Annotated in this window: 17 protein-coding genes; 10 read left to right on the plus strand and 7 right to left on the minus strand. The window is 48.8% G+C overall.

What is annotated here, in order from left to right; translation table 11 throughout:
• The first annotated feature begins 8 nt into the window (after window positions 1–8).
• The 5 genes from ACRD67_RS10145 (at window position 9) to ACRD67_RS10165 (ending at window position 8434) form a co-directional block, all read left to right on the plus strand.
• Window positions 9–1622 (plus strand): RagB/SusD family nutrient uptake outer membrane protein, encoded by a 1614-nt coding sequence (locus ACRD67_RS10145; protein WP_430967026.1) that lies wholly within the window; start codon window positions 9–11, stop codon window positions 1620–1622.
• Between the two features lie 21 nt (window positions 1623–1643).
• On the plus strand, window positions 1644–2765 hold the full coding sequence (locus ACRD67_RS10150) for a SusE domain-containing protein (RefSeq protein WP_430967027.1): 1122 nt from the start codon (window positions 1644–1646) through the stop codon (window positions 2763–2765).
• A 58-nt stretch (window positions 2766–2823) separates the two neighbouring features.
• The gene (locus ACRD67_RS10155; RefSeq protein ID WP_430967028.1) at window positions 2824–4263 is read left to right on the plus strand and encodes an alpha-amylase; all 1440 of its coding nucleotides are present in this window, start codon (window positions 2824–2826) and stop codon (window positions 4261–4263) included.
• A gap of 371 nt (window positions 4264–4634) precedes the next feature.
• Window positions 4635–6437, plus strand: a complete 1803-nt coding sequence (locus tag ACRD67_RS10160; RefSeq protein WP_430967029.1) for a helix-turn-helix domain-containing protein — start codon at window positions 4635–4637, stop codon at window positions 6435–6437.
• 137 nt (window positions 6438–6574) lie between these two features.
• Window positions 6575–8434, plus strand: a complete 1860-nt coding sequence (locus ACRD67_RS10165) for a glycoside hydrolase family 13 protein (protein ID WP_430967030.1) — start codon at window positions 6575–6577, stop codon at window positions 8432–8434.
• A 38-nt stretch (window positions 8435–8472) separates the two neighbouring features.
• Here ACRD67_RS10165 and ACRD67_RS10170 read toward each other — a convergent pair whose 3' ends face one another.
• Window positions 8473–9021, minus strand: a complete 549-nt coding sequence (locus ACRD67_RS10170) for an SRPBCC family protein (protein WP_430967031.1) — start codon at window positions 9019–9021, stop codon at window positions 8473–8475.
• Window positions 9022–9104: 83 nt separating this feature from the next.
• Window positions 9105–10253 carry a helix-turn-helix transcriptional regulator gene (locus tag ACRD67_RS10175; RefSeq protein WP_430967032.1) on the minus strand — a complete coding sequence of 383 codons (1149 nt, stop codon included), beginning with the start codon at window positions 10251–10253 and terminating at the stop codon, window positions 9105–9107.
• 173 nt (window positions 10254–10426) lie between these two features.
• Here ACRD67_RS10175 and ACRD67_RS10180 point away from each other — a divergent pair, with 173 nt between their 5' ends.
• Both ACRD67_RS10180 and ACRD67_RS10185 read left to right on the plus strand, forming a co-directional pair.
• Window positions 10427–10843, plus strand: coding sequence for a hypothetical protein (locus ACRD67_RS10180; protein WP_430967033.1), 417 nt, complete (start codon window positions 10427–10429; stop codon window positions 10841–10843).
• A gap of 7 nt (window positions 10844–10850) precedes the next feature.
• On the plus strand, window positions 10851–11477 hold the full coding sequence (locus ACRD67_RS10185; protein WP_430967034.1) for a HEAT repeat domain-containing protein: 627 nt from the start codon (window positions 10851–10853) through the stop codon (window positions 11475–11477).
• Window position 11478: 1 nt separating this feature from the next.
• On the opposite strand, the gene ACRD67_RS10190 is transcribed toward ACRD67_RS10185, so the two are convergent.
• The 5 genes from ACRD67_RS10190 to ACRD67_RS10210 form a co-directional block, all read right to left on the minus strand.
• Entirely contained in the window at window positions 11479–12375 is an 897-nt protein-coding gene (locus ACRD67_RS10190) for a sterol desaturase family protein (protein WP_430967035.1), read from the minus strand.
• A 202-nt stretch (window positions 12376–12577) separates the two neighbouring features.
• A complete protein-coding gene (locus tag ACRD67_RS10195; protein ID WP_430967036.1) occupies window positions 12578–13585 on the minus strand; it encodes a 4-hydroxyproline epimerase in 1008 nt (335 codons plus the stop codon).
• A 9-nt stretch (window positions 13586–13594) separates the two neighbouring features.
• The gene (locus ACRD67_RS10200) at window positions 13595–15169 is read right to left on the minus strand and encodes an aldehyde dehydrogenase (NADP(+)) (protein WP_430967037.1); all 1575 of its coding nucleotides are present in this window, start codon (window positions 15167–15169) and stop codon (window positions 13595–13597) included.
• On the minus strand, window positions 15166–15432 hold the full coding sequence (locus tag ACRD67_RS10205) for a DUF1272 domain-containing protein (RefSeq protein ID WP_430967038.1): 267 nt from the start codon (window positions 15430–15432) through the stop codon (window positions 15166–15168). The genes ACRD67_RS10200 and ACRD67_RS10205 overlap by 4 nt, the downstream gene beginning before the upstream one ends.
• Window positions 15426–16349, minus strand: a complete 924-nt coding sequence (locus ACRD67_RS10210) for a dihydrodipicolinate synthase family protein (RefSeq protein WP_430967039.1) — start codon at window positions 16347–16349, stop codon at window positions 15426–15428. The genes ACRD67_RS10205 and ACRD67_RS10210 overlap by 7 nt, the downstream gene beginning before the upstream one ends.
• 194 nt (window positions 16350–16543) lie before the next feature.
• On the opposite strand from ACRD67_RS10210, the gene ACRD67_RS10215 reads away from it, so the two are divergent.
• The 3 genes from ACRD67_RS10215 to ACRD67_RS10225 all read left to right on the plus strand — a co-directional run bounded on the left by ACRD67_RS10215 (window position 16544) and on the right by ACRD67_RS10225 (window position 22955).
• Window positions 16544–18106, plus strand: coding sequence for a M28 family peptidase (locus ACRD67_RS10215; RefSeq protein WP_430967040.1), 1563 nt, complete (start codon window positions 16544–16546; stop codon window positions 18104–18106).
• 900 nt (window positions 18107–19006) lie between these two features.
• A complete protein-coding gene (locus ACRD67_RS10220) occupies window positions 19007–22471 on the plus strand; it encodes an RHS repeat domain-containing protein (protein ID WP_430967041.1) in 3465 nt (1154 codons plus the stop codon).
• A gap of 16 nt (window positions 22472–22487) precedes the next feature.
• Complete coding sequence (locus tag ACRD67_RS10225; protein WP_430967042.1) at window positions 22488–22955, plus strand: hypothetical protein; 468 nt, start codon at window positions 22488–22490, stop codon at window positions 22953–22955.
• Window positions 22956–22964 lie beyond the last annotated feature (9 nt).

The raw sequence follows: 22964 nt of genomic DNA on the forward strand, positions 1-22964 counted from the left end.
ACAATAGCATGAAAATCAGTAATATACATCAATTCATTTCTGTCCTTCTGTTTCTCCTTGTGTCCATAGGATGCACGGACGATCTGGACAATATAGAGACGAACAATATCAACTCGGAAAATGCCTTCGACGATCCCGCAAGCTACCTTCAGTTTTTGGGAAAGATCTATGCGGGGCTATCGGTAACCGGACAGCAAGGTCCGGCAGGACAAGGGGATCTTATTGGTTTCGACGAAGGAAACTCCCAATATACCAGGACCTATTTCTACCTTAACGAGCTAACCGCCGATGCCGTAAAATGGCGTTATAACGATGCCGGTGTGCCTGGATTGTTGATCAATACCTGGACTCCCGACAACGACGTTATTTCGGTAGTCTACAACAGGATTATCTTCCAGGTGACCCAGACCAACGAATTTTTGCGGCAGACCACTCAGGAAGTGCTCGATGGTAGGAACGTTTCTACCGATATTCAGTCAGAAGTAGCTTTCTATCGTGCCGAAGCGCGATTCCTAAGAGCGTTGAGTTACTACCATGGTCTAGAACTCTTTGGGGGAAATGTCCCCTTTGTAACCGAGGACGATCTGCCGGGGGCATTCCTTCCGGAGCAGACCAACGCTGCGGCGCTTTTTAGTTATATTGAATCCGAATTACTTGAAATCGCCGATCTTTTGGTTCCGGCCAGACAAAATGGGTATGGAAGGGCTGATCAGGCAGCGGCATGGACCCTGTTGGCCAGATTGTACCTCAATGCGGAAAGTTTTATTGGAGAAAACCGCTATGCAGACTGTTTAACGTTTTGTAACAGGGTTATTGGAGCAGGTTATACCTTGGAACCCAATTACAACGAGCTGTTCCTCGCTGACAACAATACCGCGGAAGGAATCATTTTCCCCGTAACACACGATGGTATACAGACCCAATCCTTTGGGTTTATGTTCATCATGGTCAACGGTACCTTGGATGCCAACATAAACGCCTCGGACGATTTTGGCGCCAATACCGGAGGTTTTGCTGCGCTTACCTGCAAGGAAAGTTTTGTACGTCTTTTTGAATTTCCAGGAGATGATCCTTTCCAGGACAGCCCTGATCAACGCGCCTCCTTTTTCTTTAAGGACGGGCACTCCCTGGAACTGACCTCTCCTCCTACGGGAAGCGACTTTGAGGAAGGCTTTGGGTACACAAAATACCGTAACCTCAGTTCAGCCGGGGCACCCGGGCAGGACAACACCTACCCGGACATTGATCTACCGCTCTTCCGTTTGGCCGATATTTACCTTATGTATGCCGAAGCCTTCCTTAGGGGCGGCGGTGGCGATCTGGCAACAGCCTTGAGCTTTGTAAATGCCATAAGGGAACGTGCCTATGGGAATACCTCGGGGAATGTGGCCGCTATTGACCTCCCTTTTGTCCTCGATGAACGTGGCAGGGAACTTGGATGGGAAGGCTATAGAAGAACTGACCTGATACGTTTCGGGCAATATACCGGAAGTACCTATCTATGGGATTGGAAAGGAGGCGTGGAAAATGGCACCGCCATACCCGAGCACCTAAAACTATTCCCAATACCCTCAGGAGACTTGAATGCCAATCCCAATCTAATACAAAACCCAGGTTACTAATAATTAAAAAACCAATTGAAGATGAAATATCTAGGAAAATTTTTAGCATTGATTTTAATGTTCTCGTTTATCGGATGCGAGGAGGATGATACCGTCATCGTGGCATCGGCAGTTTCTCCACCGGTACTGGCACCTCAGTTAAACGGTGCTACCGTGATACTTACAGAGGAAACGGCCAGCAATATTGCGGTGACCTTCACCTGGTCTCCGGCCGATTTTGATGTTACTACGGTAGAGAGTTATGAACTGCTTATGGGCATAGCAGGCAACGACTTTGCCACTCCCCATAGTTTTGGGAATACCACGAGCACCTTTGTTTCGCTCACCGCCGGGGAACTCAATACTTTGATACAGGATACCTTTGAGCAGACCGTGGAAAAGGATGCGGATGACAATACGATTCCTGTTCAAATGGAGGCCAAGGTAATCGCTTCCTTGGGTAGTTCCCTATCCATGGAATCGGACCCTATTAACTTTAGTGTGGTGCCCTTTGAACTCACCGGTCCTATTCCGGTGAAGGACCTGTTCTTTGTAGGTCCCGCTACTATTGCGGGATGGGAAAACAACAACGGCAATCAAGCGCTGTTCCGTGATCCCGAAAATAGTGACCTACACCATTATACCGGATTTTTTGCAGCAGATGCCTTTAAGATTTTGGAGATTTTGGGACAATGGCAGCCACAATGGGGTACCAATGACGGAACTTCCGTAGAGGTCAATGACGGTACGGGTAGTGACCCCGGAGTCTTTTCCATTGCAACCGAAGGCTACTATACCTTCCAGATCAATTTGGCCGAAGCAACCTTTAGCATAGATCCCTTTGATGCGACTGCAGCGCCTACTTATACCACCGTGGGATATATAGGATCGGCCAGGACCGGGGACGATACCGGATGGAATTCCGATATCGACTTTACGCAATCGACCTTTGATCAGCATATTTGGTTTGCTACGGACGTGACCTTGTTTGATGGTGAAATGAAGTTCCGTGCCGACGACGATTGGGCGGTCAACTGGGGATCGGACACCTTCTTTTCCGGTGCCGCTACCCAAGATGGTCCCAATATTCCCGTCACGGCAGGAGTCTATGACATTTGGTTCAACGACCTGGACGGAAGGTATCTTTTTATTCTTAAGGAATAATACGGGCCTCGCCCTAAGGCGGGAACCAATTAAATCACTATTAATCTAATGTTATAACATGATAATCAACACGATAAAAAAAGTTGCTTTCCTAGCTATTTCGGCTTCCATATGCATGGGCAGCCATTCCTGCTCGGATGCTTTTGATCAGCCTACCGGACTCATTGAATCCCTTGATACGGATACCGGAGATGAAATATCCCAGGGCCAGGACCTCACCGCTTTCTTGAACGATAGGGGTGTTATGATGCAGGCATTTTACTGGGATGTGGAACCCCGATTTGATTGGTGGGATGTTATTGCGGAAAAAACCGACGCCTGGGCGGCGGCAGGTATCGATAGAATTTGGTTGCCACCGGCCTCCAAAGGGCAGTCTGGGGGATTTTCCATGGGGTACGACCCATCGGACTACTACGATCTAGGGGAATACTTTCAGCACGGTACCACCGAAACGCGTTTTGGGTCCCGCGAGGAACTGGACAATCTTATTGCCAAGGCCCACGGGAACAACATAGAGGTCGTGGCCGATATTGTCATGGGACATAACAGCGGAGGAGGTTCCGAATTTAATCCCTATCGGATGAAGGAGACCTTTACCCTATTCAACGAACTCAATGGCAATGCTTCGGGCATGTTCAACAGGGGTTTTGAGGATTACCACCCCAACAGTATTCACGAAATGGACGAATCTGCCTTGTTTTTTGAGGAACAGGATCTCTGCCACCTTCAGGATAACGTACAGAACTGGTTCTGGAAATTCGACAACTCTGTTGCCAAATATTACAAGAACACGGTGGGTTTTGATGGCTGGCGATTCGACTTTGTAAAAAGTTTCAGCCCGGAATTTGTCAAGGCCTGGGTCGATGAAGTGGGTGGATGGACCGTTGGTGAATTCTTTGATGGCAATGCCGACCTGGTACGCGCATGGGTAGCCGATGCAGGGGTGAACGCCTTTGATTTTCCCTGTCTCTTCCAAATGAGGGATGCCTTTGAACGCAATGACCTGAGTATCCTTCAAACGGGAGACATGCTCTGGAAGACCAATCCCGCGGAAGCGGTCACCTTTGTCGCCAACCACGATACGGACCGCGAGCCCGTAATTGAGGAAGAGTACAAACTATTTGCCTATGCCTATATTTTAACGCATCCCGGCTATCCCACTGTTTTTTATCTGGACTACGAGAATGCCGAATTCCAGGCAAAACTGAACGACTTGATCCTGATCAATCGCACCATTGCCAGTGGGGAATTGGAAGTCCTCTATGCAGACAACGACGAGTATATCGCCCTGCGAAGAGGGGAAGGCGATAATCCGGGACTGGCAGTGTATATCAACCGGAACGGTTTGGAGCTTTCACGCAGTGTAGCCACGCAGTGGACAGAACAAGAATTGCATGATTATACAGGGGGTATCACCTCCTCCCTACTCACCGATGAAAGCGGTACGGTAAGCCTAAAGGCCCCTGCCAACGGCTATGCGGTATGGTCTGTAAAATAATGAAGTGCCGGGAAGTGCAACCACGCTGATAATATCCCTGACTTCAGAAAAAATCTAGCATCAAATTAGTTTTGGGTTAGTAGTTAGTTTTAATTGAAACCCCGGTCCAGTATGGCCGGGGTTTTTCATATTGAATCTTGTTTTACAGGAAGTGCGGCAGTAGTTTGGACTGCGTTTAACTGTTCTTTTTTAGGTTACCCAATCAAAAAAAAATTGCCCTAACCGCAAATCAAAAGGCCATAAATAATGATTCGAAAAAAAGGGGGATTATTATTGATTAATCCTTAATTTGCATCCCAATTACGGCCATGCCTAGGGGAAGAAAATATTGTTTGGAAAAAGAGGGCTTTCGAAAAGTCCTAGTGCTCCTAATGTTTGCAATTCAAGGCCTTTATGCCCAGACTGTCTTTGTAATCGATCAACTTCCGGAGCACACGCCCCAAGGGGATTCCTTTTTTCTTGCCGGTATTTTTAATGAATGGGATGCCGCTGATACGAACTATCGGTTCGAACAGGGTGCTGATGGCAAATACTACACAAAACCCAAGACCTTTAAGGATGCCACAATCTCCTTCCTGATCACAAGAGGGAGCTGGGAAACGGTAGAGACCGGAAGCAAGGGCGTTCCCATAGTAACAAGAAAATTATCGTTTACCAATGCCCGGGACACTGTTGTGATGCAGGTAGAAGACTGGTCCGATACAGGGTTTATCGAAAATCCGGTGCAAAGGGTCACCATAAAACTGGTGGAAATCCCGGAAAATACCCCGCCCGATGCCCCAATCTATATCGCCGGAAACTTTAACGGCTGGGTCCCCGGCGATAAACGCTATAGGCTAGACAAAGCGGAGGATGGCACGTTTAGCGTCCAGGTACCAGTGTATTGGACCCAATTGGCCTATAAGTTCACCAGGGGCAATTGGCATACCGTGGAAGGAAAGGCCTATGGCCGTCCACGCTTGGATCGCGTTAGCCAAATTGATGCCGATCCCTATAGGGAGCCCGTGGTCGCCAGAATTATGCACTGGGAAGATCAATCTTCGGGCCTCTTCAATCCCTATACGTTGATCTTGATCCTGACCGCTATACAGGGTATCCTTCTTATCCTTATCATCAATTCCTATGAGAACAATAACAGGAATGCCAATAGGATCTTGAGCATCCTGCTGTTTCTAATTTCCTTTGTTCTGCTGTCACGGGTCTCCATTTACGATCGGGACGTGTACAAACTATTCCCACGGCTCTCCCTTCTTCCAGATTTGGTGTACTTTCTTTACGCTCCGCTGTTTATGGTTTATATAAAGCGCCTCTTAAAGACCCCAGGCGAAAAACGCAGACGATTATGGCTGCATTTTATTCCCTTTGCCTTGCAGGTTTTGGTCTATATCCCACTGCTTTTTGAACCTGTGCACCTCTTCATAGACCGTGGCCTGTCCCAGTTGTACCCCTCCACCCTATATATTACCATTGGTGGAGTGGCCCTGCTCTTCAATATGTGGTATTGGTTCAATCTGCGATTCATTATAGCGCGCTACCTTAAAAATGTGGAGGATACCTATTCCACCGATCAAAATATTGTGTACCTCAACAACATTATGGCTTTGAAGGCCATATGTTTGGGGCTTTGGTTAATTACGTACATCATTGGTGCGGTGGGCTATGCCATAGGCCACGATTTTAAAGGGCTGACCTCGGCCTTGGTAGACACCACTTGGGTGGTGTTTTCACTGACGGTTTATCTTCTGGGCTATTTTGCCATAAAACAACCGGAAATATTCAAGATCCATGAGAAGGCAGAGCATGAAACGGCTAAGCTCACGCTGAACGATGTGGAAATCGTACACTTAAAGGAAGAGCTTAAAAATGCTATGGAAGCAGACAAGGCGTATCTAAATCCTTCATTGAACTTGCCCGAACTGGCCCAGCAGATCAATTCCAACGTGCATATGCTATCGCGTGCCATCAACGAGGGCTTCGATAAAAATTTCAGGGATTTTGTGAACTACTATCGGGTCATGGATTTTATTGATCGTGCCAAACAGGGCGATTATAAGAACCAGACCTTTCTGGGCATTGCCCTGGATGTGGGTTTCAACTCAAAATCATCCTTTAACCGGTCGTTCAAAAAGATTACGGGGAAGTCGCCACGTGATTATTTCAATACCATCGAATAGCTACACTTTCTCCCGGGCTACAAGTATAGGTCACTTTATAATTTGAAGCGAAATAACCGCTCCCATGCGCTACTTTGAGCCAATAAATTCTAAGGAAGCGCCCAATGTTCCACAACCAATCGATAAAACCAAGTACCATGCGTCCAATTTTTGTTTCTCTTGCCATCCTGTTCTTTCTTGCCCAAACCCCTTCCCTTGCCCAGCAGACCATAAGCCGGGTAGAACCTCCCAATTGGTGGGTGGGCATGGAGCTCAATACAATCGAAATCCTGGTCTATGGCAGGGAGATCGGTGCCCTGGTCCCTAGTCTGGAATCCTATCCCGGGGTGCAGTTGACAAAGGTGAAGACCGTACCCAACAACAATTATCTGTTCCTAACACTCCATATCGCTCCCGAAACGACCCCGGGCAATCTCAAATTTGTTTTTGGCGGAGAAAATGGACAGCGAATTCCTTATACCTACCCTTTATTGGCCCGCGAAGATGGAAGAAAAAATAGTATCGGCTTCAACAGTTCCGATGCCATATACCTGATTACGCCCGATCGCTTTGCCAATGGCAATCCGGGCAACGATAACGTAGAGGGGCTGACGGATAAGGCCGACCGTTCCGACAAAGGGGGCAGGCACGGAGGAGATCTGGAAGGCATTATTAAAAACCTGGATTATATAGATGACATGGGTTTTACCGCAATCTGGATGAATCCGGTCTTGGAAAACGCAATGCCCAAAAACAGTTACCATGGCTACGCCACCACGGATTACTACAAGGTGGATCCGAGATATGGATCCAATGCCATGTTCAAGGAACTCTGTAACGAAGCCAAGGACAGGGGCATGAAGGTGATTATGGACATGATCGTTAACCATTGCGGCCTGGAACATTGGTGGATGAAAGATCTCCCCTCGGAAGATTGGATCAATCAATGGCCAGAATACACCCAAACGAACCATAGAAAAACGATAATCCTAGACCCCTATGCCTCCCAGCTGGATACCAGGGAATTTTTTGATGGGTGGTTTGTGCCCAGTATGCCCGATCTTAATCAGCGTAATGCCTCCATGGCCAGCTATTTGATACAGAACAGTATTTGGTGGATCGAATACGCGGGTATCGATGGTATCCGTATGGATACCTATCCCTATCCCGATATGTACTTTATGGCCGATTGGACCAAAGCCATCATGGACGAATACCCCAATTTCAACATTGTGGGCGAAGAATGGGTCACACGGCCCACAATCGTTTCCTACTGGCAAAAAGGCAAGGAAAACTCCAATGGTTATACCTCACATTTAAAAAGTCTAATGGACTTTCCCCTACAGCATGCCCTAGTGACCTCCCTGGTCTCGGAAAAAACATGGAGCTCTTCCTGGGTACATGTGTATGAGGTTCTGGGACAGGACTACCTGTATCCAGACCCGAAAAACCTGGTCATTTTTCCTGACAATCACGATATGAGCCGGATCTTCACCCAGCTTAACGAGGATGTGGACCTTCTAAAAATGGCCCTGGTCTATACGGCAACCATGCGGGGCATTCCCCAATTTTACTATGGTACCGAGGTATTGATGAAGAATCGGGAATCCGATGATCACGGTCTTATCCGTTCCGATTTTCCCGGAGGTTGGGAAGGCGACAAGATCAATGCCTTTTCAGGAGAGGGGCTGACTCCTGCGGAAAAGGATATGCAAAGCTTTTTCAAAAAACTGTTGAATTGGAGAAAGGACACCCCTACCCTACATACGGGCAAGTTGATGCAGTTTTCCCCTAAAAACGATACCGAAATCTACGCCTTTTTCCGATATGATGATGACCGTAAAATCATGGTAATTTTCAACAAGGAAGCGACCGAGGTGCAACATACCCTGGATCAATACCAGGAAATCCTGGGCACCACCCTCTCGGGCAAGGATGTCCTCTCGGGGACCACATTTGAGCAAGTCAATAGTCTCCGAATTCCTGCTAGAACGGCCATGATTATTGAAGTAAACTAACTACGGGGAAGTCCTGTATTTGAGGGTCCAAGAAAGTGCTATGGCAACTTCTCCTCCTTGGTGTGAACCTCTAAAATTTTGTCTTCCCAATTGCCCAATAGTATGCCACTGCCATCGTCCATGGCCAAGTGGGTTTTTCCACTATAGAACCACTTCATCCACCGTTGGGAAAACTGGTAATCGAAGCGCACGATCAACAAGGTCTCGCCCGCTTGTACCTCTTTCAACGACCAAGTACCCTTAAAATGATTAAAGGGAAAGGGAAAGCCTTCCTCCGTGTTCACATCAAAGGCATAAGCACTCCCTTCGTCCCACAGGATGCAGGTCTCTGTCCAACTGGCCTCGCCCTGACTGCAGGACCTAACCATCCCAAGGCCTTGTCCAGAAACGATCTCTACTGCGGAAATACCCGTGGCATAATGATGGTAATTAGCCACATCGGCCATAACCTCCCAGGCGATGTTCTTGGGTGCCCGGATCAGCTTTTGATTTTCATGGGTCTCCCAAGAGGGGGAAGTAAAAGCCACCAGCAGCGTCAGGAGCAGGATTCCGGAGAAAACAAGCAACACTACTTTTGATTTTTTCATGGGTTCGGATTTTTAAGGTTTCCCAATACTAGGAAATGCCCAGATGGTAAACGTACCTCTAAATTGAGCGTGACAAAAAAGACTTACTTTAAGTCCGTACTGCTTTGAAGAAAGCGGGATGGGGTAACTCCGGCATGCTTTTTAAAGACTTTGTTGAAGGTGTTCTTATTGTTGAAACCTGCGTCAAGAGCGATGGCCAAGATGGTCAAATGCCGGTATTGCGGATCTTTCAATCTGCGTTTTACCTCCCGATACCTATAGGTATTGAGCAATTCGTAAAAGCTGGTGCCCAGCTCCATATTCAGGGCCTGGGAAATGAGGTATTTGGGCGTCTCCAAATGGTCCGCTAGTTTAGATAGGGAAAGTTCCGCATCAAGATAGGCCCTATCCTGTTCCATATAGCTAACAATTTGTCGTGAAAGTTTCCGCAGTTCGGAAGGGGGTGCCTTGGACGCTTCGTACTTTTCCCTACTTTGGTTCAGGAAGATCTCGGTGAATACTTTGTTGTTCTTCAGTGCAAAGACCAATAAAACATTGATGACCACCGCACAACCGAGCATGGTAATATAGTACGCTTCCCTATGTATTTCGCCCTGGCCCACAAACCACAATACCCCTATAAAATCCATCGCCCAAAAAATAAGGAAGGCAAAGCCGAATTTTTGCAACCAGCGATATTTGTTCTCCAAAACACGTGGGTGGTTCCCAATTCCTCCCCGCTTCAGCATTTTGATGCTAAAATAAATGTAACCGAAGCTATGCAAAATCTGAAAGATCAAAAAGCCGTATACATCGGGGGTCAGTACTTGTTTTTCCGAGGCCATCTGGGCATCCAGGAACGCAATCTTTGCCGTTCCGTCCAGCGTATAAAAAGGCATAAAAAATACCAGGGTCAGCAAGAATGGAATTACGTGCAACAGGTCGGAGGCCCTAACACGGAAATGCGCTGCCCATAGGGATCGGATATAGAAATAATAACAAGGGCCCAACAACAGAAGAAAGGGGGTGGCCAGGTGCGTCAAGTGGGGGGAAAACCGATAGAGATGCGAATGTAGGATAAGGTAGTTGAACAGATTGAACACTACGGTGAACAACAAGAGCGAAAGAAACATGTTGGACAGGTTCCTGGGATATACCAAAAGCAGTATGCCCATAAAGAAAAGACCCTGGAACAGCCCAAACAGCAGGATGGCCGACCACAAATCAAAGCTGATGTTAAAAATATCATCCATACGTTGCTCCCTAAAACTACAAATTTAATAGGTGATGCCGTATGAAGTGCTTCCCAACACGCTACAAATAGGTCACCCTCAATTTAGCGGTACGCAAAACCAGGGCATTTGCAATAGTATTGCACCAAAAACAGCGGTAGGCCAAATGGCCCTTTCGCATAAACAGCACAGCTATGGAAAAGGCATCACTGCTCAGAAAGGCCCTAAGGGCCAACGGATTTTTCTCCTTGGGTTCGGCCCTGGTAGCGATCTTATTGGGCAATAGCCTAAGGGCCGTCAACGAGATGGTCAACGGACAGCCAGTGGCTTTTGCCGTACAACTTGTTGTTTTCGGAAGCATTGTATTGTATGCGGCCTACCGGAAAAAAATACCTAAAATATTGGTCTGGGTCATTATTGTGCTCGATTTTCTCTATGTGCTCATGGGATTTGTCCATCTGGGGATGCAAAACGAATTCAGCTCGGTAGGTATTGCGCTGATCGTACTCACCAATTTGGCCGTGTTGATTTTTGCCATACTGCAGACCCTGGGCATCCGCAGGTATATGAAAACCCAAAAAAGCAGTACTTTAACGGACAAAACCTTATAAGGTATATATGACTGTTTTGGACAAACTGGCTTCCTCCCTGGACCGGAGGGACGAAATTCCCAACCAGGAACTGGCACGGGAAATCGTTACCACGGAAGACGAGGAGGCCGTAACGGAACTAATGGGCCTTTTGAACCATAAGGACAAGGCCGTACTTCACGATTGTATCAAAGTGCTCTACGAAATCGGGGAGCAAAGGCCTCAGCTGATCGCTAAACACTGGAAACGGTTTTTAACGCTTTTGGAACATAAGGACAATCGCTTGCAGTGGGGCGCCATGACCGCCCTGGGCACGATTGCCAGGGAAAGGCCCAAAGAGATCCACGCGAAACTCCCGCTCATCATGGATGCGGCGGACAAAGGTTCGGTCATTACGCGGGACCATGCCGTGAACATTCTGATACAGCTGGCCGCATTTCCCAAATATGCTAAAAACGCCTTTGCACTGCTCAATGAACAATTGCTGAAAAGTCCGGTGAACCAACTTCCCATGTATGCCGAAAGAAGCCTGCCCATCATCACCGATCATAACAAAACCCGCTTCGTGGATACGCTTCAACTGCGCTTAAAGGAGGTAGAAAAGGAAAGTCGCCGTAAGCGCATTGAAAAGGTCTTGAAAAAGGTGATGAAATAGCCTAGGGCCACTTTTGGGGTCGTGCCTTGCCCCACTTCCCCAAACCATAGATAATCTGCCGGAAAAAACCCTTCGGGACCTCTTCATCGCCCGGAAATCCAAGCCCAATGGTGCCACTGTCCTCGGGAATGTAGTTGGTTCCAAAGAGGTAGTCCCACACACTTAGACTGATGCCGAAATTAACCCCATACTTCCCTTCGGGCAGTTCATAGGCGTGGTGGTACAAATGCATTACCGGATTGTTGATGAGATATTTTAACGGACCCCAACTCAGCTTAATGTTGGCATGGTTTAGATGACCGATGGCAATGGCCAAAAAGTGTACAATATAGGCCTGTTCGGGCTCAAAGCCACCCAAAACCATAACTCCAAGGGTTTTTAGGGGCTTGTACAGAATATTTTCCATCCAATGGTAGCGCAAGTGGGCGGCAAAACCCATTTCCTTTACTGAATGATGGATTTTGTGGAACTTCCAGAGAAAGGGATAGCGGTGTAGCAAAATATGGGTAAACCACTGCACAAAATCGAGCACCACAAAAAAAACAATCAACTGTATCCAAAGTGGAAGGCCCGACATGTCTACCAGAACCAAACTTTTTGAGGAAAGCCCCAGGTCGGCGAAGCCCAATTCCAACAGTTTGTAGAACCCACTGATGACAATGGAAAAAATAAAAAAGTTGAAGAACATATAGAAGCCATCGAGCCAAAAATCCTTCCTAAAAATGGACTGTTGCTTTCGCCAGGGGAAGCGAATTTCCAGGCCCCAAATAAGCAAGGAGATAAGGATAAGGCCCCAAAAATAATTGATGTACCAGGGTACCTGGAAAAGAATCGATTTCCAGGTCCAATCGACGCTGCCCCAAAAAGAATCCGTGAAGGCGTTTATATAGTGTTCCATATCGCTTTATACACGCTAAAATAGGTCAATCTCCCAAGAAATAGATGGCAATGATGGCCAAAACGGTGGTCAGGGCCAGGATAACGATCAAGATCCGGTACAGTCGCCGCGCGGTTCGCCTATATTTCCTGTGCGTATTCAAAACTAGCGTGTTTTGGTTCATTTTAGGTAACCCAGGTTACCTTTTGGGGTCATTCTTTCTTTAGAGCACCTGAAACCCATGGGCATAGGGATCGTCATCGTCAATGACAATGGTGTTACGCCCGTAGATCTTGGCCCAACCCTGTATGCTGGGTACAATGGCGGTATGTCCAGCTAGGGTGGTCACGGCCTCTATCCTTCCAATAAACTGGGACCCAATGTAGCTTTCGTGTACAAAGGGCTCTCCCGGCTTAAGTTTTCTCTGGGCATACCACTGCGCCATCCGTGCCGAGGTACCGGTGCCACAAGGGGAGCGATCAATGGCCTTGTCGCCATAGAACACCGCATTCCTTGCTGTTGCCTCTGGCGAAATGGGCGTTCCTGTCCACAACATATGGCTCACGTCCCTGATGTTCGGATCTTCAGGGTGTATAAAACGGTCCGGGTACTTGAGGTTGATCTTTTTTCGAAGCTCTTGGCTCAGTCCAATAAGTTCACTGGCCGAAAAATCCTGTATGCCGCTAAAATTGGTTTGTGGATCCACAATGGCGTAGAAATTCCCTCCATAGGCCACATCAAAATGAAGTTCCCCCAATGTTGTGCTCATCACGGCAAGCCCTTGGGCCGCTAGGTAGGATTTTACATTGGTAATCTGTACCCACTGTACCTTACCATCGGTCTGTTCGTAACGGATCTCCACCACGCCCGCGGGCGTCTCCATCCGTAGTTTTCCTGGGGTTTTTGGGGTAACAAGGCCTTCTTCCAGCGCAATGGTCACCGTGCCGATCGTACCATGTCCGCACATGGGCAGACATCCACTGGTCTCAATGAACAGTACGGCAAAGTCATTTTCCGAATCGGCTGCGGGGTACAGCATACTGCCGCTCATCATATCATGGCCCCTTGGTTCGAACATGAGTCCCCGACGGATCCAATCGTATTCCTCCATAAAATGCAGTCGCTTTTCCTTTATGGTCTTACCCTTCAGTTTGGGCTTGCCGGAGACCACCAGGCGTACGGGATTGCCACAAGTATGTGCATCGATGCAGCTAAAGGTGGTTCTGGCCATACGTTCTGTTTAGGATTCGAAAATACCATCAGTTTGCCTACGGATACCCAAGGGATTGGCTTCCTTGAGTTCTTCCGGCAAGAGGGCATCGGGCCAATCTTGATAGCTTACCGGTCTTGCCCAGCGTTTTATGGAATGGATGCCCACCGCGGTAAAGCGGCTATCCGTGGAAGCGGGATACGGTCCGCCATGCTGCATGGAAGCACAGACCTCCACGCCGGTGGGTACCCCGTTGAAGATCAGGCGCCCGACCCTGTTACGCAGGGCCGAAATGACCTTGTCATAGTCCTTTGCCTCGTCCCCCTCGGCAAGTACCGTTCCTGTAAGTTGTCCTTCGAGTTGGGCAATAATCTGTTCTAGCTCTTCCGCATCCGCACATTGCACAATCAGCGAATAGGGGCCAAAAACTTCTTGGTGCAGCACCGGATGTTCCAGAAAGCGTTTCCCATCTACCAGCGCCACGGTCTGTCCGGCAAAATTCGTTCCGACTTCCTTGTCGTATCTCGCCAGGACACTTAGGCCCTCCTGGGACAGGGCCTTCGCCCGGTTCCCTTCATAGTTCTTCCTTATATTGGGATGCAACATACAACTGGGATCGATCTTTAGGATTTCTTCCGCCAAGGTTTCTGCAAAAGTGCTTAGATTTTGGTCCGCCAACCCCAATAACAGGCCCGGATTGGTACAAAACTGCCCGCTACCCAAAGTGATGGAGCTGGCGTAGGTCTTGGCCCACTCGTTACCACGGTCCCGGACAGCGTTTGGTAAAAGGACCACCGGATTTACACTCCCCATTTCAGCAAATACGGGAATAGGTTCCCTGCGACGGGAGGCCAGATCAAATAAGGCTCTTCCGCCCCCAATGCTCCCGGTAAAGCCTACTGCCTTTATTCCGGGATGTTGCACTAGTTGGGTGCCCACGGCAATTCCACTACTGTTCAAATTGGAGAAGACCCCTTGGGGCATTCCTGTTTTTTTGGCCGCTCTCACAATGGCGGAAGCTACCAGCTCGCCCGTTCCGGCATGCATGGGATGGCTTTTGACTACTACGGGACATCCTGCGGCAAGGGCGGCGGCCGTATCCCCACCGGCCGTGGAATAGGCCAAGGGAAAATTACTGGCGCCGAAGACGGCGACGGGCCCCAAAGGGACCAACATTTTCCGTAAATCTGGTTTTGGGATGGGCTTGCGGTCCGCTTGTGCCCGATCAATGCTTGCCTCTACCCAGGAGCTCTCGGCCACCAATTCGGCAAAGGCACGTAGCTGTCCCACCGTTCTACCTCGTTCCCCCCGGGCCCGCCCTTGGGGCAGTCCGGTTTCCGAACAATAGGTCTGGATCAAAATATCGTCCAAGGCAAGGATCTCATCGGCTATGGCCTGCAAGAACTCCGCTTTCCGATCACCCGATAGTTTTCCGAACTTGTCAAAGGCTTCCGTGGCCAAGCGGACCGCCTCATCGATCTCTGCCTCCGTGGCCTCGTAAAAGGTAGCGGGATTGGCCCGTTCCGTAAGCGGGTCAAAGGTGGTAAAGGTTGTTTTTCCGCTGGCGGACAGTTCCTGCCCGATATAGTTTTTTCCCGTTATCATATTTTTCCTATTCGTCTTAGATGTGCCTGTACATCCACCGGTTTGTGCACTATTTTTTTGGACACCGGATATTTCTCCAAGAGGTCCTTGGGTCTAACGGGCCGCGGCGTAAAATTGCCCCCGCAATTGGGGCAGACCTCATGCAGCACATTTTCAACACAATCGCGGCAATACGTACATTCAAAGGTACAGATCATAGCCTCCTCCGAATCATAGGGCAAGGACGTATTGCAATGCTCGCAGGTAGGCCGTATCGCTAGCATGGCTGTAGTGCTTTGTAGTTCGGAAGTACCGGTCTTGTCTTTAGTCCTGCCTCAATAATTTGTAATACGCGTTGTCTTTCCGCTCCCTGCAAGGGTAAGCGCGGTGCCCGCACCTGTTCCGTACCGATCCCCGTGGCCACTTCGGCCAGTTTTATGTTCTGCACCAATTGTGGGCTAATATCCAATTCCAACAAGGGCAAAAACCAACGGTAAATCTCCAATGCCTCGGCGATTCGTCCTGCATGTGCCAATTCGTAGATGGCGACGGTCTCTTCGGGAAAGGCACATACCAGTCCGGCCACCCAACCGTCCGCTCCAAGGAGCAAGCTCTCCAATGCCAAGGTATCGACACCGCTGAGAATTTTTAAGCGATCTCCAAAGCGGTTCCGGATACGGGTGATATTGGAAATATCACGGGTAGATTCCTTTACCGCCTGTATGTTCTTATGCTCCAATAAGGTTTCGAACATGTTGAGCTTCACCTCGATCCCATAATCGATGGGATTGTTGTAGACCATGATCGGCATAGCTGTTTCCGCTGCTACAGCTTTAAAATAGGTGACTGTTTCATGATCATTGGCCTTATACCGCATAGGGGGCAACATCATAAGACCGTTGGCACCATATTTTTCGGCAGTATGGGCCGCTTCAATGGCCCCTTTGGTGGTCTGTTCGGCAATGTTGATAATAACCGGGACCTTGCCCTGTACCAGGTCTACTGTGGTCTGGATCAGGGTATTCTTTTCGTCATCGGTGAGGGTACTGGCCTCTCCCAAGGTGCCCCCCAGGATGATCCCGTGTACGCCCGCATCCAATTGTGCCCGGATATTTACACCGAACATTTCCAGGTCCAAAGTGTCTTGCTTCGTGAATTTTGTGGTAACCGCAGGCATTACGCCTTTCCAAGCTATCTCCATATCCAAATGTGTTTTATTTCGCCAAAAAATGAGTCTAATTCGCATGCAAAATACGCTTCTTTTTACTCTCGGCCAAGTGTTCCTTTTCAACATTTTTGCAGCAATGATTTTGGTCGGGATTTTCTGTTTCCACGCTAAAATTCGTTTTCTTTTCACTATTTTTGGGAAATTTTACATGAACCAAGGATAAGAAAATGAAGCACCTAGCCTATCTTACAATCGCCCTTGCCCTGGCCTGCAATTCCTCCCAAAAAACGGTAATACCGACGGATGAAAATGCCGGAACCGCCCAGCCTGAGCTTACCTATGCCAAGACCATAACGGAACAAGAGCTAAAGGACCACCTTTATACCTATGCTTCCGATGAATTCGAGGGACGGGAAACAGGTACACCAGGACAAAAAAAGGCAGTGGCCTACATCAAATCGGAATATGAGAAGATGGGCGTCCCTGCCGCCAAGGCCGATGGCGACTATTTTCAAAACGTGCCACTACAAACGGGGCAGGCCCCGGAAGGAAATGTCAGCATCAACGGCACTGAATATCCGTTAGGAGAGAGCATAGTGACCTTTACCCCGGCCAATGGTACTTACAGTGAGCTAGTCTATGTGGGTTATGGTATTGAGCAGGATGACTATTCCGATTACAAAGATTTGGACGTCACGGGAAAAATTGTGCTGTTTAAGGCTGGAGAGCCCATGGACGGGAATGGTAGTTATACGCTGTCGGGCACGGACCAAAAATCGGCTTGGAGCAGCAGATCGGAGGCCATTAGCAAGCGCTTTGAGCTTGCTTTGAACAAGGGCGCCAAGGGAGTCATCTATTGGGACGATACCAATTTTGGCCGCATCCAGCGGCGTTTCAACAATTTAAAAAATATCAATAAGAGCAAATTGGGACTACAGGATAATGTGGAGCCCGATTTTATAAGCTTTATTGTAAACGGTGATATGGCGCGGCGCCTTATGTCCGATATCGCTACCGAACACGCGGCCAGGGTACTTCCTGTTTCACTTTCCTTTGCGGTGGAAAATACCGGCAATGGCGTACAGACCGAAAATGTGGCGGCCATAATCCGCGGTTCGGAAAAACCCAATGAATACCTGATCATCTCCTCGCATCTAGATCATATTGGGGTGACCGATGAGGGGGAGATCAACAATGGGGCCGATGATGATGGATCCGGGACCGTGGCGCTCCTGGAGATCGCTGAGGCTTTTAAACAAGCCGCCGATGCGGGTATGGGCCCTAAACGATCCATTATCTTCCTCCATGTTACGGGAGAAGAAAAGGGGCTTTTAGGCTCGCAGTACTATACGGATGTAGCGCCCATCTTCCCACTTTCACAGACCGTGGCCAATCTGAATATCGATATGATCGGGCGCATAGATCCCAAGCGCGATGGGGACCGTAACTATATCTATCTTATCGGTTCGGACAAACTGAGCAGTGACCTGCATCAACTTTCCGAGGCCATCAATGCCAAGTACACCCAATTGGAACTGGATTATACCTATAACGATGAGAACGACCCCAACCGTTTTTATTTTAGGAGCGATCACTACAATTTTGCGAAGAACAATATTCCCATCATTTTCTATTTCAACGGTACCCATGCCGATTACCACCGGCCTACAGACACGGCGGACAAGATCAATTATGACCTGCTGAGGAACCGTACGCAATTAATTTTTTATACCGCTTGGGAAGTGGCCAACCGCGAGCAGCGTGTGGTGGTGGACAAGGTTGCTAAATAGGTTTCTGGTTCAAGGTTTAAGGTTTAAAGTTTGAGGTTTGAGATTGATGGTTGTTGGCGAAAGGGTTGAGCTTCTTCGCTCTGAATGACAATACAGAACGATTTGTCATTCCGAGCCTGTGAGGAATCTCCAGTCCCCGGTAGGCGGCTGTCCAAAACTGTCACATCGAGCGCAGTCGAGATGTAATGGAAACTGGAATCCCACAAGAGTTCTCGACTGCGCTCGAACGGACAGCGCCCCACATTTGTCATTCCGAGCCTGCGAGGAATCTCCGGCACCACTAACTAGCAGCTCTAAACCCATCAACTCAACATTCATAATTCATTAACTCTTAACTCATTAACTCATCACTGTCCACCGCATTCTGTTTCTAGTTTCAGGTTTATTGCTAATTGTTCACTGTTTACTGTTCACTGCTAACTGTTCACTGCCCACTAACAACCCTCCACTCCGGGGGCATTCGCGGTCGTATGCAAAATTGTTGATAAAAATACCGATCTTTCTTACAATTAAATAAGAAATAAATTATATATTAGGAAAGGTTTTATAACACAAAACAAATATGTAACACTTTTTAAACGAGAACCCCATGAATGTACCCCTTACCAACACATGGCACCCGACCCTACTGAAGCAATTAGGACCCAAAAAAAACCTATACCTGATCCCACCGGCCGGCGGCATGGAATTTTCCTCCGCCTAGGTCCTCCCCTCCCATAACAAGCGTCCCTTTCCCCAGGAAACGGGCACGTGATGAAAACAGCTCTGCACAGCGAACCGCCGTTACTATGAAGTAACGATCAAAAACTGTGTACCGCTATCGCATTGGACATTTTCTGTCCCTTGCCCGGGCGGCGTATGCCCTGATCACAGGGAACAAAAACCGATAAAATAACAGTAATGACCATGATCAAAAAAGTAATTCCGATTCTTTACCTCTTAAGCGCGGCATTCGGACTGGCGCAGGACAAAAGCTATTTTTCAGAACTCGTACCCCCTAGCCCAGATGTTGCCCAGATGGGTACCTATGGGGCTACCCAGGTGGGGAAGTACACCGGGACCGCCAATGTAAATGTGCCCCTGCACAGTATAAGCCTGGATGGCCTGCAGATCCCCATTGTACTCTCCTATCAGACCGGGGGCATCAAGGTTTCCCAGGAGGCCTCCTGGGTGGGCCTGGGCTGGAACCTCTCGGCCAATGCTGTGATTACCCGTGAGATCAACAATTATGATGATCTGGTCAACGGGGAGGGTGCTGTAGGCTACCTATACAGTACCAGCTACAGCCACCCCATTACAAGTACGGAAGAGACCGCACTCTTTAATGCCTATAGCAGTCCCACCCCCTATGATACGGAACCAGACCTCTTTACAATTAGCCTTTTTGGGGAGTCCGCGCAATTTGTGCTGCCCAAGAAGGGAGCCGGCAACACGGTAGAGGCAACGGTGTTGAACAGCAAGATACTTAAGGTCTATTACGATACTTCGGCAAAGACCTTTAAGGTGGTCAATGGCCGTGGTTTTGAGTTCCACTTTGGTAATGGTAGCAATGACATTACCAAGGAATTCACCACTACGTATAGGAGCGTAGGCGGTGCCAGCGTTTCCACAGATGCCGGGGCCCTGGCAGACGGGGTGGACTACCAGACGATTGATAACGGTCGTACCAAGCACAAGCTCTCGGCCTGGCATATAGATAAGGTAGTAGCACCAAGCGGTAGGGAAATTACGTTTACCTACCAAAAGGCCTTTTACTTTGGGTACCCCAACTATGCCGATAGCTATGATTTTAATATCTGTACAGTTACCAGCACGCATAACGGTGTGGGCTATCTGGACTACGACGCCACCTACCGTAAAGTGGTATGCGCCATAACAGGTTTCGAAGGACTGCACCTTAAGCAGATCAGCGGCGATTTTGGAACGGTCGACTTTACGTTGTCCGACCGTTTTGATCTTTCCTCACGCTACCAGACCTCCTCCAATTTTAGTGTCGCGCTTAGTGGAAACGTCTTCGCCAACGTGGTAAAGCGCCTTACCGGTATCACGGTGAAAAACGCCAAGAACGAGCAGATCAAGAACATCACCTTTAATCAATCATACTTCAATAGCGACCAATCTACGGACACCGGCAGCTACAAAAAGGAAAAGTATATGCGCCTCAAGCTTGATGGGGTCACTGTAAACGATAAGACCTATTCCTTTACCTATATTCAGCCCAACGATGTACCGGCCAAAGACAGCAAGGCGGTGGATTTCTGGGGCCTTTACAACGGACAGACAAACGCCACCCGTATCCCCTCCTTTGGACGTCTGGTGCGCTGCGGCAATAACAACAAGGAATATTTCTTCAATATGGAAGGGGCAGACAAGGGCGCCGATATTGCCTATGCAAAGATTGGTCTGCTCTCCAGGATTACCTATCCCACCAAAGGCTATACCGATTTTGAGTACGAGGCCAACGAGGCATTGATAGACAAGCCTACCCTGGACCCTACCAATCCCCTGCAGAACTCCACGGACTACAGCTACAACTATCAGTACATCCGAAGGACCTTATCGGACGATTTTCAGCGCCCTCTGGCACTCAATGAGGACTTTGTAATCAATACCACCAACGGCCTTCCTTTTGACTACAACTTTGAGGTTACTGCCGATGTCACCTGCGGATTCAACTGTACGGGCGGCTTTACCCAACAGTATGCCGTACAGGTGGAAAACCTGGGCACAGGGACCAAGTACTATTTCCATGAATACAACCATCGGGGAGCAGGTAACACCACCACTACGGAGACCTACAGTCTTCCCAATGGTACCTACCGCATGACAAAGCTGGCCCATATCCAAACTCCCGGAGGGGCGGGCTTTACCGCTAGCGTCGTAGGCGCACAATATACCGCTGCCCCTGACGAGGGTTTACTGCCCTTTCTGGAATTCACGGTGGGTGGAGCACGGATTAAATCGGTCACCAACCGGGACGAGGACGGGAGCTTTATCAGTAAGAAACAATATATCTACGATCATAGCAAGCTGGGGCAGATCGTTTCCTCGGGCATCCTGATGAACGAACTGGTCTATCATTCCAAATACGGGGTGTTCGATTATTCCCCCCAGAACTTCCTTCAGGTCTTCACTATGTCTTCCGGCAGTCCATTATCTTTGAAATTTTCGGCCCAGGGCAGCCATATGGGCTATACCCACGTAGAGGAACAGGACGTTAACAGCACGGGCACCGCCAAAGGCAGGGTCATTACCTCCTATGCCAATGAAAAGAACCAGTTCCTCACCAAATACATAGGGACCACCTTTGTCATCCATCAGCAATACTACAACGATTATCACAATGTTCCCGGCTATTACGATGTGCACTACGGCAATGCTTACCTTTTGGGCGTACCTCCAATTTCATACAGCTATAAGAACGGCTCCGTGGTCCAGGAAGATGTCTTTGATGATAGCGGCAGTGCCTATCCATTAAAGAGCGTGTCCAATACTTATTTTGATTACGAACTGGATTCCGTTCCGGTATACCGGGCACACTTTTCCCCGGGCGGCCTGGTCACGGACTACGGCTATGGACAGATCGGGAACAACTACCTGCCGAATGCGAACGAAACCAAGGACTATTTTGGGACCGATTATACCACCACTACGGTAAACCATACCTATGAGACCAGCAGGTACCTGCCCCGGAGCACGGTGACCACCACTTCGGAAAGCGGGATTAGTCGCAAGGAAGAACGCTTCTACCCTTTTGACAGTGACCATGGGGTAAGCGCCTATTCCCATATGAGCGATCTGGTCACCGAAAACCGGGTCACCGAACCGGTGCTTGTACGGACGTATGAAAACACAACCTTGCTGTCCCAAACGCTCTTTAAGTTCGGGAATTTTTCCGGCAAGTACTGGCGCACCGAAGTGCTCCAGGCCAAGGACAATGATGCGCTTACCCAACGAATGGACTTTGTTTCCTACGATACCGATGGCAACCTAAGGGAGTACAAACAGACCGACGGTACCTCCGTGACCTATGTTTGGGGTTATGACGGTATGTACCCGGTGGCCAAGGTGCAGAACGCCACCTATAGCCAGGTGACCGGGACCGGCGTCGATCTCACAGTTCTTGACAGCCAGACCAGCACGGACGCCGCAAAGATCACTGAACTCAACAAAATCCGCAATGGATTGGCCAACGCCCTCGTGACCACCTACCTCTACAAGCCCGGAGTGGGCATTAGCAGTGTCACCAATCCTAGGGGCTATACCATGAGCTATGAGTACGATACCTCCAACCGCCTCAAGACGGTAAAGGATACCGATGATAATGTTGTAACGGACTACAATTACCATTTTAAAGGACAATAACACAATACCGATACCCATGAAAAATCAAAAAAATATCCGTAATCCCTATCCATTTTTGTTGACCCTTACGCTAAGTCTGTTCTTTTTGGCAGCGCAGAACTTATCTGCCCAGGGAGATACCCCACATCCGATCGTAGGCACTTGGACCTTTGACGCCAGCACCTTTGAGACCCGTATGGACCCCGGTGCCAAACAGCGTTTGGATACCCTTCCCGCACAGAAAAACGCCATCAGGGCCTTTTATATAGGCAGAACGGAAAGCTTTGCCCCCGATGGAAGTTATTTGATAAGCCTGGCAGATGGTAGTACCCTGGTGGGCCACTGGGCCGCACAGAACAACAACATCGTACAGATAACGACCCCGGACGGGTCGGTCTTCCGCAAGCGGATCTCCTTCCCGGTACCGAACCGGTTGGTGATGGTCAACATTGCTTCCGGGGACACCAAGAGCATCATCACCGAAACCTACTTTATTAAAAACTAAAACCGAAAG

This window comes from Eudoraea algarum, from assembly GCF_050589645.1.
In the GTDB taxonomy this organism is placed as follows: Bacteria; Bacteroidota; Bacteroidia; order Flavobacteriales; family Flavobacteriaceae; genus JBNGOQ01.